The sequence below is a fragment of the Pilimelia columellifera subsp. columellifera genome (assembly GCF_039532605.1).
In the GTDB taxonomy this organism is placed as follows: domain Bacteria; phylum Actinomycetota; class Actinomycetes; order Mycobacteriales; family Micromonosporaceae; genus Pilimelia; species Pilimelia columellifera.
This window is the reverse complement of record NZ_BAAARY010000004.1, coordinates 48,610-64,402: the sequence shown is the minus strand read 5'-3', so window position 1 is coordinate 64,402 and position 15,793 is coordinate 48,610. Positions and strand designations below refer to the sequence as shown.

Genomic DNA, 15,793 nt, shown 5'->3' with positions numbered 1-15,793 from the left:
GCCGTGCGACCACGCCAGCGCGATGGCAGCAATCGGGGCGGGTCGGCGCGGGCGGCGAACGCCACCGCCGACCCGCCCCGCAGGACGCTGGTGATCAGCCCTGGTGCTTGCGGCGGGCCGCCATCCGGCCGCGCTGGGTCTGGTCCAGCACCACCTTGCGGATGCGCACCGCTGCCGGGGTGACCTCAACGCACTCGTCGTCGCGGCAGAACTCCAACGCCTGCTCCAGCGACAGCCTGCGTGGCGGGATGACCTTCTCGGTCTCGTCGGAGCTGGAGGCCCGCATATTGGTGAGCTTCTTCTCCTTGGTGATGTTGACGTCCATGTCGTCGGCGCGCGAGTTCTCACCGACGATCATGCCCTCGTACACCTCGGTGGTGGGCTCCACGAACAGCTGGCCGCGCTCCTGCAGGTTGAGCATGGCGAAGGACGTCACGACGCCGGTGCGGTCGGCGACGAGCGAGCCGTTGTTGCGGGTGCGCAGCTCGCCGAACCACGGCTCGTAGGTCTCGAAGACGTGGTGGGCAATGCCGGTGCCGCGGGTCTCGGTGAGGAACTCGGTCCGGAAACCGATAAGACCCCGGGCCGGGATGAGCCACTCCATCCGGATCCAGCCGGTGTTGTGGTTGGTGTACTGCTCCATCCGGCCCTTGCGGGTGGCCAGCAGCTGGGTGATCGCGCCCATGTGCTCCTCGGGGGAGTCGATCGTCAGCCGCTCGACCGGCTCGCAGGTCTTGCCGTCGATCTGCCGGGTGACGACCTGCGGCTTGCCGACGGTCAGCTCGTAGTTCTCCCGGCGCATCTGCTCGACCAGGATCGCCAGCGCCAGCTCGCCCCGGCCCTGAACCTCCCACGCGTCGGGGCGCTCGGTCGTCAGGATCCGCAGCGAGACGTTGCCGACCAGTTCCTTGTCCAGCCGGTCTTTGACCATCCGGGCGGTGACCTTGGCCCCCTTGACCCTGCCGACCAGCGGCGAGCTGTTGGTGCCGATGACCATGGAGATCGCGGGCTCGTCCACGGTGATGAGCGGCAGCGCGACCGGGTTCTCCGGGTCGGCCAGCGTCTCGCCGATCATGATGTCCGGGATGCCGGCGATGGCGATGATGTCACCGGGGCCGGCGCTGTCGGCCGGCTTGCGCTCCAAGCCGTCGGTCATGAGCAGCTCGGAGACGCGCACGGTGCTCGTGGTGCCGTCGGTCTTGCACCAGGCGGCGGTCTGGCCCTTGCGGATGACTCCCTCGCGCACCCGGCACAGCGCCAGGCGGCCCAGGAACGGCGACGCGTCGAGGTTCGTCACGTGGGCCTGCAACGGCGCGCCCTCGGTGTACACCGGCGCCGGGATCGTGTCGAGCAGGGTGCGGAAAAGCGGTTCGAGGCTGTCGCTGTCGTCGGGGACCTTGCCGTCCTCGGGCTTGAGCAGCGAGGCGACCCCGTCGCGGGCGCAGGCGTAGATGATCGGGAACTCGATCTGGGCCTCGTCGGCGTCCAGGTCCAGGAACAGCTCGTAGGTCTCGTCGACAACCTCGGAGATCCGGGCGTCCGGACGGTCGACCTTATTGATCACCAGAATGATCGGCAGGCGGGCCTTGAGCGCCTTGCGCAGCACGAACCGGGTCTGCGGCAGCGGACCCTCGGAGGCGTCCACCAGCAGGATGACGCCGTCGACCATGGTGAGGCCGCGCTCGACCTCGCCGCCGAAGTCGGCATGGCCCGGAGTGTCGATGATGTTGATCGTGACCGGCTCGCCCTCGACGGGCACGTACCGGATGGCCGTGTTCTTGGCCAGGATGGTGATGCCCTTTTCCCGTTCCAGATCGCCCGAGTCCATGACCCGGTCAGTCAGTTCGGCGCGCTCGGAGAACGCTCCGCCCTGACGCAGCATCGCGTCGACGAGCGTGGTCTTGCCGTGGTCGACATGCGCGACGATGGCGACGTTACGAAGATCAGGACGGGTTTTCTGCATGGCCCCATCCTCGCCGGTCGTCGCCGGCCAGTGTGCGGCGGGTCGGAATCTGCGCCCGGGACGGCGCTGGCGTCACCGCGCGTCCTGTGGGGGCAAAACCGGCAAAGTCCTCATTTTGTCGCCGATCACCCATAGCATCGGCGAATTGAGGGCCCCGTCCGCCGGCGGCCCACGACCGAAGGCGGAAGGGAACGCATGCGGTTGCTCACGATGCTGTCCGTCGCCGCGGTGGCCGCGACCATCGTCGCCGCCGACCTGGTGGCCGTTCGAGATGCCGCGCAGGCCGCCCCGCGTCGCAGCGCCACCATCGCCGCCGCCGGCGCGTCGCTGAGCCTTCGCGCCGGCCCGACCACCGGGCACCGCGTCGTCGGCCAGGTCGCGCACGGCGTCCGTGTCGGCGTCCTGTGCCAGGTCTACGGGCAGGGGATCGCCGGTCCGGTCCGCCGTAGCGGTTTCTGGAACCGACTGTCCACCGGCGGGTACCTCTCCGACGGTTTCGTCCAGTGGCGTCCCAACCGGGTGGTCGCCTGGTGCGGCGGCGACGGCCGCCGCGCGCTCGGCCACGCCACCACCACGATCATGATGCGCCGCGGTCCCGGCCTGGCCTCCGCCCCGGCTGGGCGGCTTCTGCGCGGCACCTCCGTCGGCGTCCGCTGCCAGCGCTGGGGCCAGCGGATCCGGGGTCCCTACGGCGCCACCAACTCCTGGTATCTGCTCACCAACGGCCGCTACGCCCCGGCGGCGTTGATCCGCTGGTCGCCGAGCGTGCCGGTGCTGCCGTGGTGCGGCCAGGCGCCGTGGACCGCGCCCCCGGGGACCGCGGCGTTCGTCCTGCGGGTCGCCGGCGGCGCCCGGGCCAGCTACCGGGCGTACCGGGTGCCCGCCTCGGTGACCATCGCCCAGGCGATCCTGGAATCTGGCTGGGGACGCAGCCTGCTCACCCGTCGCGACCACAACTACTTCGGGATGAAGTGTTTCGGCGCCCCGGGCGGTATCGCCGTCGGTTGTCGCAGTTACGCCACCACCGAATGCGGCAAGGGCCGGTGCTGGCGGACGCGCGCCTCGTTCCGGGCGTATCCCAGTCTCACCGGCTCGATGGTCGATCACGGACGGGCGCTGCGCCAACGCCCGCGCTACCGGGGCGCGTTCCGGTACACCCGGAGTCCGAACCAGTTCGCGGTGGCCATCCACCGGGCCGGCTACGCCACCGGCCCTACCTACTCCAGCAACCTCATCCGCATCATGCGTTCCTACAACCTGTACCGCTTCGACCGCTGACGACGGGCGGCGGCCACAGGCGCGGGCGCTCAGGCCGGGGAGCTCACATTCCGGCCCTCAACGGCGGGGGAGCGCCGTCGTCGGGTCGGCCCGGTGAGCGTTCCGGCCGGACCAGCGGCAGCACCGGCCCGGCCCCGGATCACGGCGAGCCGTTCGGCGAGGTGGGCGGCGTGCGCGGCGGAGACCTGCGCGGCGATGGCCTGGCCGACGAGGCTCGCCCGGTGCGAGACCGGGCCTTCGGGCGACTCGACGAGCAGGTGCGCGTGCGCGAGGTGGTCGACGGCAGCCAGGATCTCCGGCAGCGGCAGCGACGCCAGCTCCCGCAGCTCGCCGATCGACAGCGGGCCGAGGATCGCGGTGAGGCGCAGCAGCTCCCAGGCCGCTGGCGGCAGTGGCCGCGTCCGGACCCGGGCTACGTGCAGGGCCACCGACTCGGCTACCGCAGGCGGGTGCCCGGCGGCGCCGACGAGGGCTGGAACTCCGCCCGTGCGCTCCCACAGTCCGTCGGTTCCCGCCAGGTCCGCGGCCGTGAGCGGCGACAGCCGCAGCACCACGTCGGCGCCGAGGTTGGCCACCGGGCGCCCCGCCAGCGCGGACGGATACCGGTAGGCCAGCACCAGGCGCAGCTCCGGAACCTGATGCCGCAGCCAGGACAGCTCGGTGACACTGTCGGGATCCAGGTCGGCGGCGTCGTCCACGGCCAGCACCAACGGCCCGGACCCGGTCAACGCGGTGGCCACCCGTTCCAGCTCGTCAACGGTGAGGCCGCGTCGCTGGGCCATCGCCGCGTCGACGACGTCCCGGGCGGCGGCGCCCGCGTCGATGGCTCCGAGCGCGGAGCGGAGCCAGGCCAGCCGGAGGCTGTCGGGGCTGTCGGGTCCCGGCCCCCTGCCGACCCCGACGCGGCCAGGCCGGCGGGCGGCGACGGCGGCCAGCAGCGCCGACTTGCCGGCGCCGATCGGACCGACCAGATGCACCACCGGTGTGGTCCGGTCGCCGAGGATCAGCTCAAGCTCGGTCTGCCGGCCGATGAAGTCGGGATCGGGGGCTTCGGCGGGTCTGGCCGCCAGAGTGGGGCGGGACTGCCCGTCGCCGCGCCTGGCCCGGATCTGGTCACGAAGGGCGACGGTCTCGGCGGACGGGGTCACGTCCAGCTCGGTCGCCAGCGCCTGGCGGCAGCGGTCGAACCAGCGCAGGGCGTCATCGGTGCGCTCCAACGCGGCGGCGGCTCGCATCGCCACCCGGTAGGGCTGCTCGGAGTACGGGTCCATGGCGATCGCGTCCTGGGCGAGTCGCAGCGCCCGGGCGGGCTCGCCGTCGAGCGCCGCCTCGGCCAGCTCCCGTAACGATCCCAGCAGGTGGTCGCGCACCTCGCCGCGGACGCCGGCCGCCCAGTCGGCGTACTCGTCGTCGAGGAAGGGCAGGTCGGTGGCGAGGTCGAGGATCTGCCGGCGGCACGCCAGCCGTTGCTGCCCGCCCGGCGGCTGCGTCTCGGCCTCCCGGGCCAGGGTCCGTAGCAGCGCGAGATCCAGGGACGCCCGCTCGGTGGCGAACAGGTAACCGGCGGAGCGGGTGACGATGAACGAGGCGGAGGTTGGCTGACCCGGCTCCAGCGTGCGGCGGATCAGCGAGACGTAGTGTTCCAGCGCGGCGACGTGGTTGCCGGGCAGGTCCTCGCCCCAGACGGCGTCGGCCAGCGCGTCCTTGGACTGGGGGCGGTCGTGCCGGGCTGCCAGGACGCTGAGCACCTGGCGGGCGCGTCGGGGAAGATCCTCGACAGCGAGTGCCCGCCCCGCGTGGTCGTAGGCGGACAGTCGACCTAGTACCTGAACCCGCACGTCGCGTCCTCTCGTCGATGGCTGGGCGCAGGCGGGCGCTGCGCCGCCGGCGGCACGCCTGTGTCACGTCCAGTAGTTCGGCTGACGCGGCGGGGACCGTAGAACTCTCAGGTCCCGCCGGCTCAGCGTCGCCACACCGGGGCCACAGGCCAGCGTGCGATCGTCGCGGCACACCGCGTCTGAGCTGGGTCGGCGGTGCGCGCGGCGGGAGGTGCGGATGAGGCGTCACGACCGTCCGCCGTACCCGGCCCGCGTGGTCGCCGCCCGGGCTGGGTCCGCCACCGGGCCCACCCGCCGTGGCAGCGGCGCCGGCGAGGTGACCCGGATCCGGTCAGCGGGTCAGCCGGATCGGCTGGATCGGCGGTTGGTCACGGGAGTCGTGCTGGCGCTGTTCGGGGCCTGGCTGCTCATCGGGTCGGCGAGCCCCCGGAGCGCGCCGCCGGCGCCTGCCGGGCCGGTGTCGGCCACGGGCGGAATCCGGATCGACCGCGTCGCCGGAGTCCGTAGGCCTCAGACCGCCACTGCGGCCACCGGCCGGGCGCCGCTGCGACGGGTGAGCATCACGGTCACCCTGGGCGCCGGGCCGCTGGACCCGATGAGCTACGCGGCCGAGGACTTCGGGCTGCGGGTCGCCGGCGAGCGCCTCACCCCCTACCGGGTGGACGTGCCGGGCCGTAGGCTGCCGCCCGGGTCCCGCCTCACCGGCGAGGTCGTGTTCGACGTGCCGCGGTCAGCGCGCTCCGCGGAGCTGACTCTCGACGGCGTCGCCGTCGGCCAGGTGACGTTGCCGGCCGCCGGCGACTGAGCGAGGGCGGCAGCGGGCGGTGGATGTGCCCAGGTGGCCGGTTTAGTACGGTGAGACCCGACCGCGGGTCGATGAGGGCTGCGACGGCGGCGCCGATACTGGAGGCAAAACGTGAGCGAGCACAAGCGGGCGTCGGCGACGGGCGCGGCGCGTCGGATCGCCGAGGAGATGGCGGCCAAGCACGCGGCTGAGGCTCGTCGGCGGCGCAACGCCTGGATCGGCGCGGCCGGCGCCGCGATCGTGGTCGCGGGCGTGATCGCCGGGGCGTTCTGGCTCGTCGGGTCCGACGAGCCGGCCAAGCCGGCCGCGGCGCCCAGCCCCCAGGCCCCGCAGGAGGAGCCGCCGGCGCCCACGGTGGAAACCCCGCCGGCGCTCAAGGACAAGCCGAAGGTGACGGCCGGCACGGGCGCGGTGACCGCGCTGAAGGTGACGCCGGTGGTTCAGGGCACTGGCCCGGCGGTCAAGTCGGGCCAGACCATCACGGTCAACTATGTCGGTGTGACCTATAAGGACGGCAAGGAGTTCGACTCCTCGTGGAAGCGGGGCGAGCCGGCGTCCTTCGGCATCGGAGTCGGTCAGGTTATTCCGGGTTGGGACAAGGGCCTTGTCGGCGTGAAGGTCGGCAGCCGCGTGCAGCTCGACATCCCTGCCGCCATGGCGTACGGCGAGACCGCTGTGGGTGGGCGTCCCGGCGGCACGCTGCGTTTCGTGGTGGATGTTCTCAGCGCCGAGGACTGACCCGGCCATGACGCCGGCGCCGGACTGTCGGCGCCGGCGTCGGCAGTCAGGTGACTGTCGATAGCGCCTGGTAGGCGCAGGATCACCGCTGGTCGGTGTTGCCATTGTGGTCGATAAATGGTGTGCCGCCGGGTACTGGCGGCCACCGTTCTCGCGGGTAAGCTATCGCCGATCGTCAATTCGTTCGGCGTGTCCACGAGGGGAGCCGTGATGAGGATGTCGTTGTCGGCGCTGCGGCGCCTGGTCGTCGGCGGCGCTGTCGTCTCCGCGATCGTCGCCGGCGGGCTCGCTCCCGCCACGGCGGCGCCGCGGGCCGGCGTTGAGACGCTGGGCACGCCGCGTCCGATCACCCGGGCGTTCGCCTACCCGCTCACGCCGGGCGACGAGGGTTGGGAGCGCCTGACCACCCACCGTGAGATGGTCGAAGCCACCCAGCTCCCGGCCGAGACGGCCCGGCAGATGAGCACCGAAGCGCTCGTGGAGACGGTTCTCGACTACCCGTTGTTCCTTGACGTCAAGGCGTTCAACAGCGACCAGCAGGGCCTGGACCGGGTGGCGCGCCGGTTCAACGGTTTCGCCGAGCTTTTCCGACGCGACGACGCCGGCGCGGTGCTGCTGCCACGGTACGAGGCGTTCGAGCCGACCGGCGCCGGCCCGCGCGCCGCCGACCGCGGCGAGCGTCAGCTCGACGGTTGGAAGCTCGAGCTGCTGCTCGCCCAGCCGCAGGTGTTGTCGACCCTCGCTCCGGACCGGTTGGACGCGGCGTTGGCCGCCGGGGTCCGTGTATACGACGGCAAGGTCGCCGCCCGCGCCGACTATGGCGCCGCCGGCCTCCAGCCCACCGGCCTGCTCATGGGCAGGGCGTTGGCTGCCCGGGACGGTTGGGACTGGCGCCGGTCGGCGTTTCTGACCACCGGTCGCGGTCCGGACGCCGCGCCGGCTCAGGTCCGCGCCGCGGCGGCTGGAACTGGCCGGGACCGTGGTCGGCCGCCGGCCGACCTGGTCTCCCCGGCCCGGTTGGGGAAGGTGCAGACCCCTAACGGCAGCTCGATCGAAGTCGAGCAGCGGTCCGAGGACCTCACCGATGTGCAGCTGCGCAACTACCACACCTATGTAGCGAGCCTGTATCCGAGGGCGGCGCGGGAGACGTCGGCGAGCCGTCGTTACAACTGCCACTCGTACGCGTGGCACAGCCAGGCGCCATCCAACAACAGTTGGATGATGAGCCCGGGCGACGACATCTACTGGCAGGACGGCAGCTACCAGATCTGGCGGCGGAATCTGCCCTATCTGCCAGGTATGCGCTGGTCGTGGGGGAGCGATGATCATTCGGGCTTCGAGGTCGGCAAGTCCGGCCGGGTCCGCTCCAAGTGGGGCGAGCTGCCGGTGATGACGCATTCGTGGGAGTACAGCCCGTACGAGGACGCTGCGGTCAACCGGTACTACAAGGCCTGACGCCGGCCGGTCGCGCTGGCGTCCGTGACGGCGGTACGGCATGGTGTCCCGATGAGCGCCGACGTCGTCATCACGATCGTGTGTGGCCTGGCCATCCTTTTGGGGACGATCGGCGTGGTCGTGCCGGTGCTGCCGGGCCTGCTGCTGTCGTGGGCCGGGGTGCTGGCGTGGGCGGTGTTCGTGGCCGACGGCTGGCTGCGCTGGGTGGTGGTCGCGATGGTGACGGCTCTGGCTCTTGGCGCCACCACCGCCAAGTACCTGTGGCCAGGTCGGCGTCTCAAGAGCAGCGGCGTGCCCAACAGCACCCTGCTGTTGGGCGTGGCTCTCGGCGCGGTCGGCTTCTTCGTCATCCCGTTCGTGGGCCTGCCGTTGGGGTTCGTGCTCGGGGTGTGGCTCGCCGAGTGGGCCCGGCTCGGTGACCGCGCCCGTGCCTGGCCTTCGACGCGGGAGGCGCTACGTGCCACCGGGATCGCCATGCTCATCGAGTTGTGCGCGGCGTTCCTCATCGCGATCGTCTGGCTGGGCGGCCTGTTCGCGGCCTGACCGTAAAGCGGCCCCGACGGCTTGTCGAGCTTGAGGACAGCGCCCGTTCGTCTTGGCAAAGCCATGCTCCGCGCCGCTGCCCTCGCAGACCTCTACCTCAGCGGCGACCTCACCGACGAACGCGGTCGCGCCGTCATCGACGACCGGCGCCGCTGCCACGATCGCGTCCTGGCAGCGGTCCTCGATGAGATCGCGGGCGCCAGGCCACGCAAGCCTGGGTCAGAGACATATGGAAGGCCCTGCGCTGGCGGCTATCGGGACGTAGCGTGTGGCATATCAGGCCATAAAGCATCAGAAGGGCAGCTATTAGTGTCTCAGGAACCTGGAAACTACGCACCCGCCAACGGCATCCAGCTCTGGTACCGCGACGAGGGCCCGCAAACCGGTGAGCCCGTTCTGCTGATTATGGGCTTGGGATCACAGCTCATCGCCTGGCCCGAGGACTTCGTAACCGACCTCGTCGGCCGTGGCTACCGGGTGATCCGGTTCGACAACCGGGACTGCGGGCTGTCCGACAAGATCGAGCCTCCGGCCGTGCCCACGTTCCGCCCCGCGTACTTCCTCACCGACATGGCCAACGACGCCATCGGACTGCTGGACCACCTGGGCATCGATCGCGCGCACGTCGTCGGCGCCTCAATGGGCGGAATGATCGCCCAGCTCGTGGCCATCAACCACCCGACCCGGGTCAGCAGCCTGTGTTCCATCATGAGCACCACCGGAAACCGGCTCGTCGGGCTGCCGACGCAGGAGGCGGTCCGGGCCGTGCTCGCACCCACTCCGACGGAGCGGGAAGCGGCGATCGAGCACATGGCTGGCGTCATTTCGGTCATCGGGTCCAAGACCCTGGCGAAAACCGAATGGCCGCGCCGGATCGAATACGCAGCCGCGGCGTATGACCGCGGGATCTTCCCGGCTGGCACGGTGCGGCAGTTCGACGCCATCGCGGCCGCGGTCGACCGGACCAGTCGCCTGCAACAGCTCGACGTGCCGACCCTGGTCATCCACGGCGACGAGGACTCGCTGATCAACATCAGCGGCGGGGCGGCGACGGCCGCGGCGATCCCAGGCGCCAGGTTCGAGCAGAGTCCCACCATGGGACACGACCTGCCGCACAGCCTCTGCGGTGGACTTGTCGAAGCCATCGAGGCGAACTTCAGCCGGGCGCTGGCTCCGGCCTGACAGTTGTCCGCAGCGCGGGCGCTCCCCGGTCGCACGACCGGGGAGCGCCCTGCGCTGCGGAACCGGAGCGGGACACCTCACGATCACTTGCTTGAAGCGCAGGGGCTCACCAACCGCGGGCCCGCCACTCGCCCAGCTTCGGCCGCTCCGCCCCCAGCGTGGTGTCGTCGCCGTGCCCCGGGTACACCCACGTCTGGTCGTCCAGCTGCCCAAACACCTTCCGCTCTAGGTCGTCCATCAAGCTCGTGAAGTCATCCGGATGTGTTACCCGCCCAGGCCCGCCCGGGAAGAGGCTGTCGCCGGTGAACAGCTGGGGACGGCCGCCGGCGCTGTCGTCGCGGTAGAGCAGGGCGATCGAACCGGGCGTGTGGCCCCGTAGGTGGATCACCTCCAGCGAACACTGTCCGACCCGGACGGTATCGCCGTCGTCGAGCGACCCCGCGGCGCCGGGAATCTCCTTGGCGTCATCGCGGTGGGCCAGGCTGCGAGCGCCGGTGGCCTTGACGACCTCGCTCAGTCCGACCCAGTGGTCGGGGTGCCGGTGGGTGGTGACAACGGTGGCCAGACCAGGCTCGCCGACCAGCTCCAGCAGCCGCTGCGGCTCGTTGGCGGCGTCGATGAGCAGTTGGTCGCCGGTGGCGTGACAGCGCAGCAGGTAGGCGTTGTTGTCCATCGGCCCCACCGAGAGCTTGCTGATCGAGAGGGCGGCCAGCTCGCGGACGCCCACGGCGCCGCCTGGCTCGACGTGTCCGGTGTACGACATGCGTGCGCCTCCTGATGCTGGTGTCCGGCGATAGCCAGCTCGACCATAGCCGGCCGATTAAACCGCTGTACGACGCCGCGCGTGGGTCGTACTGTCGGCGACGTCATCGCTGTCGACCTGAGAGGACGTGGGGGCCCATGCGTGCGTTGCCTGTTCCCGCCTGTGTGGCCGTCATCGGCCTGCCGACCCCGGTTCCTCTTTCAGCGATCAAGGATGACAATGAGCTTCGATCTGGCCTCCCTCGGTTGGGATGACCGTCGGGCGGGCGAGTTCGCTCGTCACGCCCTTGTTGATGTTGTGCCTGGGCGGGTCGCCAGGGTGGACCGCGGTGTGTGCACCGCGCTGACCGCGGCCGGGGCCGTCCGGGCCGGCCTGGGCGGCGCGGTGGCCGGCTCGGCCCGTGATCCGGCTCTCCTGCCGTGCGCCGGTGACTGGGTGGCGGTCCGATCCTGGCCGGACGGCCGCGTCACCGCCGAGGTGGTGCTGCCGCGGCGCTCGGCAGTGATCCGACGCACCGCGGACAAGGACTCGACCGGCCAGGTGCTGGCCGCCAACCTCGATGTCGCCGCCGTCGTCGAGCCACTCGATCCCTCCCCGGATCTCGGCCGGATCGAGCGGCTGACCGCGCTCGCCTGGGAGTCCGGCGCGACCCCGATGGTGGTGCTGACCAAGGCGGACCGGGCCGCCGACCCGGACGCCCTGGTCGAGACGGTCGCCCAGGTGGCGCCGGGGGCGCAGGTTGTGGCCGTGAGCGCCCAGACCGGGGCTGGCCTGGACACGTTGCTGCCGCTGGTGGCCGCCGGCCACACCCTGGGCCTGCTGGGCCCGTCCGGGGCAGGCAAGTCGACGCTGGTGAACGCCCTGGTGGGAGCCGGCGTCATGGACGTCCAGCAGGTGCGGCGCGCTGACGGCAAGGGCCGGCACACCACCACCTACCGGGCGTTGGTCCCGGTGCCCGGCGGCGGCGCGGTGCTCGACACCCCTGGGATCAGGGCGGTGGGCCTGCTCGACGCCGCCGACGGGGTGGACCAGACGTTCGCCGACGTGGTGGCGCTCGCCGGGCGTTGCCGGTTCGCCGACTGCCGGCACGTCACTGAGCCGGGCTGCGCGGTCCGGGAGGCGCTTGAGTCCGGGGAGCTGCCGACGCCGCGGTTCGAGCGGTGGCTGCGGCTCCAGCGTGAGGTGGCGTACGAGATGCGGCGCCGGGACGCCCGGTTGGCGGCCGAGGAGCGAAACCGATGGAAGCGGCTGACCCAGGAGGCCCGCCAGCGCAGTCGTCGGTGAGCCCGGCGCGGGTTCCGGCCCTGGTGGAGGTGGCTGGCGTTGGGATGTCGGGGGTCGCGGCTACAGTTGCCGGCGGTGCCACAACGACTCCAATAAAAGCACTGAAACCCGACACTATGCGCCCGGCCGCCGTGCGGCGGCCGCGATCTGAGCAGCGAGGACGAGACCGGTGGGCGATCGACTGATCATTCGTGGCGCGCGCGAGCACAACCTGCGGGACGTCAGCCTCGACCTGCCGCGGGACGCGCTCATCGTCTTCACCGGGTTGTCCGGCTCCGGAAAGTCGAGCCTGGCCTTCGACACGATCTTCGCCGAAGGTCAGCGCCGGTATGTCGAGTCGCTGTCGGCCTACGCCCGCCAGTTCCTCGGCCAGATGGACAAACCGGACGTCGACTTCATCGAGGGCCTGTCGCCAGCGGTCTCGATCGACCAGAAGTCGACCTCGCGCAACCCCCGCTCCACTGTCGGCACCATCACTGAGGTCTACGACTACCTGCGGCTGTTGTTCGCCCGGGCCGGCGAGCCGCACTGCCCGGTCTGCGGCGAGCCGATCTCCCGGCAGAGCCCACAGCAGATCGTCGACCGGGTGCTCGCCCTGCCCGAGGGCACCAGGTTCATGGTCCTGGCGCCGGTCGTGCGGGGCCGTAAGGGCGAGTACGTCGATCTGTTCGCCGAGCTACAGACCAAGGGCTACGCGCGGGCCCGCGTCGACGGGGTGGTGTATCCGCTCACCGAGCCTCCGAAGCTCAAGAAGCAGGAGAAACACACCATCGAGGTGGTGGTCGACCGGCTCGCCGTCAGGCTCGCCGCCAAGCAGCGGCTCACCGACTCGGTCGAGTCAGCCCTGGCGCTCGCCGGCGGCATCGTCCTGCTGGAGTTCGTTGACGTCGCCGCGGGCGTCGCGATCCCCGGCGCCACCCCGGCCGGCGAGGGGAGCTGGGAGCGGCGGTTCTCCGAACACCTGGCCTGTCCGAACGATCACCCGCTGGCCATCGAGGACCTGGAGCCGCGGGTCTTCTCGTTCAACTCCCCGTACGGCGCCTGCGCCGACTGCGCCGGTCTCGGCATCCGCAAGGAGGTCGACGCCGACCTCATCATCCCCGACCCGGACAGGACGCTGCGGCAGGGCGCGATCGCCCCGTGGTCGTCCGGGCATGTGCTCGACTACTTCCTGCGGCTGCTGGAGGCTCTGGCCGACGCCGAGGGCTTCGACCTGGACACCCCGTGGCGCAAGCTCCCGTCGCGGGCGCAGAAGACCATTCTGTTCGGCGGCGAGGACCAGGTCCACGTCAAGTACCGCAACAAGTACGGTCGGCAGCGCTCGTACTACACCGGGTTCGAGGGCGTCACCCAGTGGATCGAGCGTCGGCACTCCGACACCGAGTCCGAGTGGTCCCGGGACAAGTACGAGGGCTACATGCGCGACGTGCCGTGCCCGGCCTGCGCGGGCGCCCGGCTCAAGCCTGAGGTCCTGGCGGTGACCCTGGGCGGGCGAAACATCGCCGAGGTCAGCGGGCTCTCGGTCGGCGACTGCGCGGACTTCCTCGGCGCTCTGGTCCTGGGCGATCGCCAGAAGATGATCGCCGAGCGGGTGCTCAAGGAGATCAACGCGCGGCTGCGGTTCCTGGTGGACGTGGGGCTGGACTACCTGTCGTTGGACCGGGCCGCCGGCACCCTGTCCGGCGGCGAGGCCCAACGGATCCGGCTCGCCACCCAGATCGGCTCCGGCCTGGTCGGCGTTCTCTACGTGTTGGACGAGCCGTCGATCGGTCTGCACCAGCGTGACAATCACCGGCTCATCGAGACGCTGGTCCGGCTCCGGAACCTCGGCAACACGCTCATCGTCGTCGAGCACGACGAGGAGACCATCCGCACCGCGGACTGGATCGTCGACATCGGCCCCGGCGCGGGCGAGCACGGTGGCCGGATCGTCCATTCCGGTCCGTACGACAAGCTGCTCGCCACCGAAGACTCGGTGACCGGCGCCTACCTGTCCGGGCGGCGATCCATTCCGATCCCGGCCCAGCGCCGGCCCCGGGAGAAGGGCCGTGAGCTGGTCGTCGAGGGCGCCCGCGAGAACAACCTGCGGAACCTCTCGGTGGCGTTCCCGCTCGGTCAGTTCATCGCCGTCACCGGCGTCAGCGGCTCGGGCAAGTCGACGCTGGTCAACGACATCCTCTACACCGTGCTGGCGAACCAGCTCAACGGCGCCCGGATGGTGCCCGGCCGGCACACCCGGGTGCGGGGTCTGGAGCACGTCGACAAGGTCGTCGGAGTGGACCAGTCGCCGATCGGGCGCACGCCCCGGTCGAACCCGGCCACCTACACCGGCGTCTTCGACCATGTGCGTCGGCTCTTCGCCGAAACCACCGAGGCCAAGGTCCGGGGCTACGGCCCGGGCCGGTTCTCGTTCAACGTCAAGGGCGGCCGGTGCGACAACTGCTCCGGCGACGGCACCATCAAGATCGAGATGAACTTCCTGCCCGACGTCTACGTCCCCTGCGAGGTGTGCAAGGGCGCCCGCTACAACCGGGAGACCCTGGAGGTCCACTACAAGGGCCGGACCATCTCGGACGTGCTGGAGATGCCGATCGAGGAGGCCGCCGGCTTCTTCGAGGCGATTCCGGGCATCCATCGGCACCTCAAGACCCTCAACGACGTCGGCCTGGGATACGTCCGGCTGGGCCAGCCCGCGCCGACGCTCTCCGGGGGCGAGGCGCAACGGGTCAAGCTCGCGGCCGAGCTACAGAAGCGCTCCACCGGCCGGACGGTCTACGTCCTCGACGAGCCGACGACCGGGCTGCACTTCGAGGACATCCGCAAGCTGCTGCTCGTCCTGCACGGCCTGGTCGACAAGGGGAACACCGTCGTCGTCATCGAGCACAATCTGGACGTGGTGAAGTCCGCCGACTGGCTCATCGACATGGGCCCGGAAGGCGGTCACAAGGGCGGAACTGTGGTGTTCTCGGGCACGCCGGAGCAGGTCGCCGCGCACGCGGACAGTCATACCGGCGCCTATCTGCGTCCGGCGTTGGCTGGCGTCGCGTCCCAACTGAACGCCGCGCCGCCGTCAGCCGCCGCGCCGGCCACAGTCCGGAAGAGCGTGCCCCGGAAGGCTGCCGCCCAAGGTCGTCGATCCACATAGGCCAGCCGCGGTAACTATCATGTCAAGTTGATCGATACGGGCGCCGCGGATCGTCCGATCGTGCAGGTCGGAGCATTTTCGATGATCTCCACGTAGGGTGGGCTGGTCGCGGGTGGAACTCGTGTCGAGACGCGTCGTTGAGGGCACGCCGCCCGGCGTGGCCGCGGACAGGAGGCTTGTCATGGTTGTTGAGATGCCCGCCAGTGGCGAAGGCGTCGGCCGTCGTTCCGTTCTCCTCGGGGTGGGGGCGGTGGGCGCCACCGTCGCGCTCGCCGGCTGCACCGGCGACGGCTCCGATGACGGCTCCGGCGACGCAGGGAACCCGGGAGATCAGTCCGCCACCGGCGCTCAGCCCGGCGGCGGCAGTCAGTCCGGTGGCGCCGCGCAGCCCGGCGGCGTCGGCACCGACGCCCTGGCCGAGGCCAGCGCCATCCCGGTCGGCGGCGGCGTGGTCGTCGAGGGCCGTCAACTGGTGATCACCCAGCCGACGGCCGGCGAGTACAAGGGCTTCGCCGCCGAATGCACCCATCAGGGGTGCCCGTTGAAGCAGATCGAGGGCGGCACCATCAACTGCGGCTGTCACGGCAGCAAGTTCTCCATCGAGGACGGCTCGGTCAAGGCCGGCCCCGCCAAGCGGGCCCTCCAGGAGCGCCCTGTCCGGAAGGACGGCGACAGCATCGTCCTGGCCTGAGCCGGGCCGGCGACCCACCGGTGGCCATGGCCTGCGCCGGCCGGGCTGTCGCGCTGCGCCGCAGCTCAGGTCCTGGTCAAGTCCGGACTGTCGGTGGCGTGGTTAGGC

At 71.0% G+C, this 15,793-nt stretch carries 12 protein-coding genes; 9 read left to right on the top strand and 3 right to left on the bottom strand.

All coding sequences use genetic code 11. The features are described from left to right. Positions 1-94: 94 nt before the first annotated feature. Positions 95-1,963: a translational GTPase TypA gene (typA, locus tag ABD287_RS05935; protein WP_344169479.1), complete on the bottom strand. Its 1,869-nt coding sequence runs from the start codon at positions 1,961-1,963 to the stop codon at positions 95-97. A 195-nt stretch (positions 1,964-2,158) separates the two neighbouring features. On the opposite strand from typA, the gene gsmA reads away from it, so the two are divergent. Then, positions 2,159-3,241 (top strand): sporangiospore maturation cell wall hydrolase GsmA, encoded by a 1,083-nt coding sequence (gsmA, locus tag ABD287_RS05930; RefSeq protein WP_344169476.1) that lies wholly within the window; start codon positions 2,159-2,161, stop codon positions 3,239-3,241. A gap of 29 nt (positions 3,242-3,270) precedes the next feature. On the opposite strand, the gene ABD287_RS05925 is transcribed toward gsmA, so the two are convergent. After that, positions 3,271-5,079 carry an AfsR/SARP family transcriptional regulator gene (locus ABD287_RS05925; RefSeq protein WP_344169473.1) on the bottom strand — a complete coding sequence of 603 codons (1,809 nt, stop codon included), beginning with the start codon at positions 5,077-5,079 and terminating at the stop codon, positions 3,271-3,273. 217 nt (positions 5,080-5,296) lie between these two features. Between ABD287_RS05925 and ABD287_RS05920 the strand changes: the two genes are divergently transcribed. From ABD287_RS05920 to ABD287_RS05900, 5 genes are all read left to right on the top strand, one after another. After that, complete coding sequence (locus ABD287_RS05920; protein ID WP_344169471.1) at positions 5,297-5,884, top strand: hypothetical protein; 588 nt, start codon at positions 5,297-5,299, stop codon at positions 5,882-5,884. 168 nt (positions 5,885-6,052) lie between these two features. Next, positions 6,053-6,622 carry an FKBP-type peptidyl-prolyl cis-trans isomerase gene (locus ABD287_RS05915; protein ID WP_344169868.1) on the top strand — a complete coding sequence of 190 codons (570 nt, stop codon included), beginning with the start codon at positions 6,053-6,055 and terminating at the stop codon, positions 6,620-6,622. Positions 6,623-6,832: 210 nt separating this feature from the next. After that, complete coding sequence (locus tag ABD287_RS05910) at positions 6,833-8,077, top strand: hypothetical protein (protein WP_344169468.1); 1,245 nt, start codon at positions 6,833-6,835, stop codon at positions 8,075-8,077. Between the two features lie 51 nt (positions 8,078-8,128). Next, the gene (locus tag ABD287_RS05905; protein WP_344169466.1) at positions 8,129-8,620 is read left to right on the top strand and encodes a DUF456 domain-containing protein; all 492 of its coding nucleotides are present in this window, start codon (positions 8,129-8,131) and stop codon (positions 8,618-8,620) included. Positions 8,621-8,929: 309 nt separating this feature from the next. After that, positions 8,930-9,802, top strand: coding sequence for an alpha/beta fold hydrolase (locus ABD287_RS05900; protein ID WP_344169463.1), 873 nt, complete (start codon positions 8,930-8,932; stop codon positions 9,800-9,802). A 106-nt stretch (positions 9,803-9,908) separates the two neighbouring features. Here ABD287_RS05900 and ABD287_RS05895 read toward each other — a convergent pair whose 3' ends face one another. Beyond that, a complete protein-coding gene (locus ABD287_RS05895) occupies positions 9,909-10,565 on the bottom strand; it encodes an MBL fold metallo-hydrolase (RefSeq protein WP_344169460.1) in 657 nt (218 codons plus the stop codon). Between the two features lie 219 nt (positions 10,566-10,784). On the opposite strand from ABD287_RS05895, the gene rsgA reads away from it, so the two are divergent. The 3 genes from rsgA (at position 10,785) to ABD287_RS05880 (ending at position 15,685) form a co-directional block, all read left to right on the top strand. Next, on the top strand, positions 10,785-11,849 hold the full coding sequence (gene rsgA / locus ABD287_RS05890) for a ribosome small subunit-dependent GTPase A (RefSeq protein ID WP_344169457.1): 1,065 nt from the start codon (positions 10,785-10,787) through the stop codon (positions 11,847-11,849). A gap of 169 nt (positions 11,850-12,018) precedes the next feature. Then, positions 12,019-14,994 carry an excinuclease ABC subunit UvrA gene (uvrA, locus tag ABD287_RS05885; RefSeq protein WP_425565508.1) on the top strand — a complete coding sequence of 992 codons (2,976 nt, stop codon included), beginning with the start codon at positions 12,019-12,021 and terminating at the stop codon, positions 14,992-14,994. A 181-nt stretch (positions 14,995-15,175) separates the two neighbouring features. Continuing rightward, positions 15,176-15,685, top strand: coding sequence for a Rieske (2Fe-2S) protein (locus ABD287_RS05880; RefSeq protein ID WP_344169454.1), 510 nt, complete (start codon positions 15,176-15,178; stop codon positions 15,683-15,685). Positions 15,686-15,793 lie beyond the last annotated feature (108 nt).

Bases quoted from the DNA above. Each gene is read 5' to 3' on its own strand.
- typA (WP_344169479.1), bottom strand. From the start codon at position 1,963: ATGCAGAAAACCCGTCCTGATCTTCGTAACGTCGCCATCGTCGCGCAT.
- gsmA (WP_344169476.1), top strand. From the start codon at position 2,159: ATGCGGTTGCTCACGATGCTGTCCGTCGCCGCGGTGGCCGCGACCATC.
- ABD287_RS05920 (WP_344169471.1), top strand. From the start codon at position 5,297: ATGAGGCGTCACGACCGTCCGCCGTACCCGGCCCGCGTGGTCGCCGCC.
- ABD287_RS05915 (WP_344169868.1), top strand. From the start codon at position 6,053: ATGGCGGCCAAGCACGCGGCTGAGGCTCGTCGGCGGCGCAACGCCTGG.
- ABD287_RS05910 (WP_344169468.1), top strand. From the start codon at position 6,833: ATGAGGATGTCGTTGTCGGCGCTGCGGCGCCTGGTCGTCGGCGGCGCT.
- ABD287_RS05905 (WP_344169466.1), top strand. From the start codon at position 8,129: ATGAGCGCCGACGTCGTCATCACGATCGTGTGTGGCCTGGCCATCCTT.
- ABD287_RS05895 (WP_344169460.1), bottom strand. From the start codon at position 10,565: ATGTCGTACACCGGACACGTCGAGCCAGGCGGCGCCGTGGGCGTCCGC.
- rsgA (WP_344169457.1), top strand. From the start codon at position 10,785: ATGAGCTTCGATCTGGCCTCCCTCGGTTGGGATGACCGTCGGGCGGGC.
- ABD287_RS05880 (WP_344169454.1), top strand. From the start codon at position 15,176: ATGGTTGTTGAGATGCCCGCCAGTGGCGAAGGCGTCGGCCGTCGTTCC.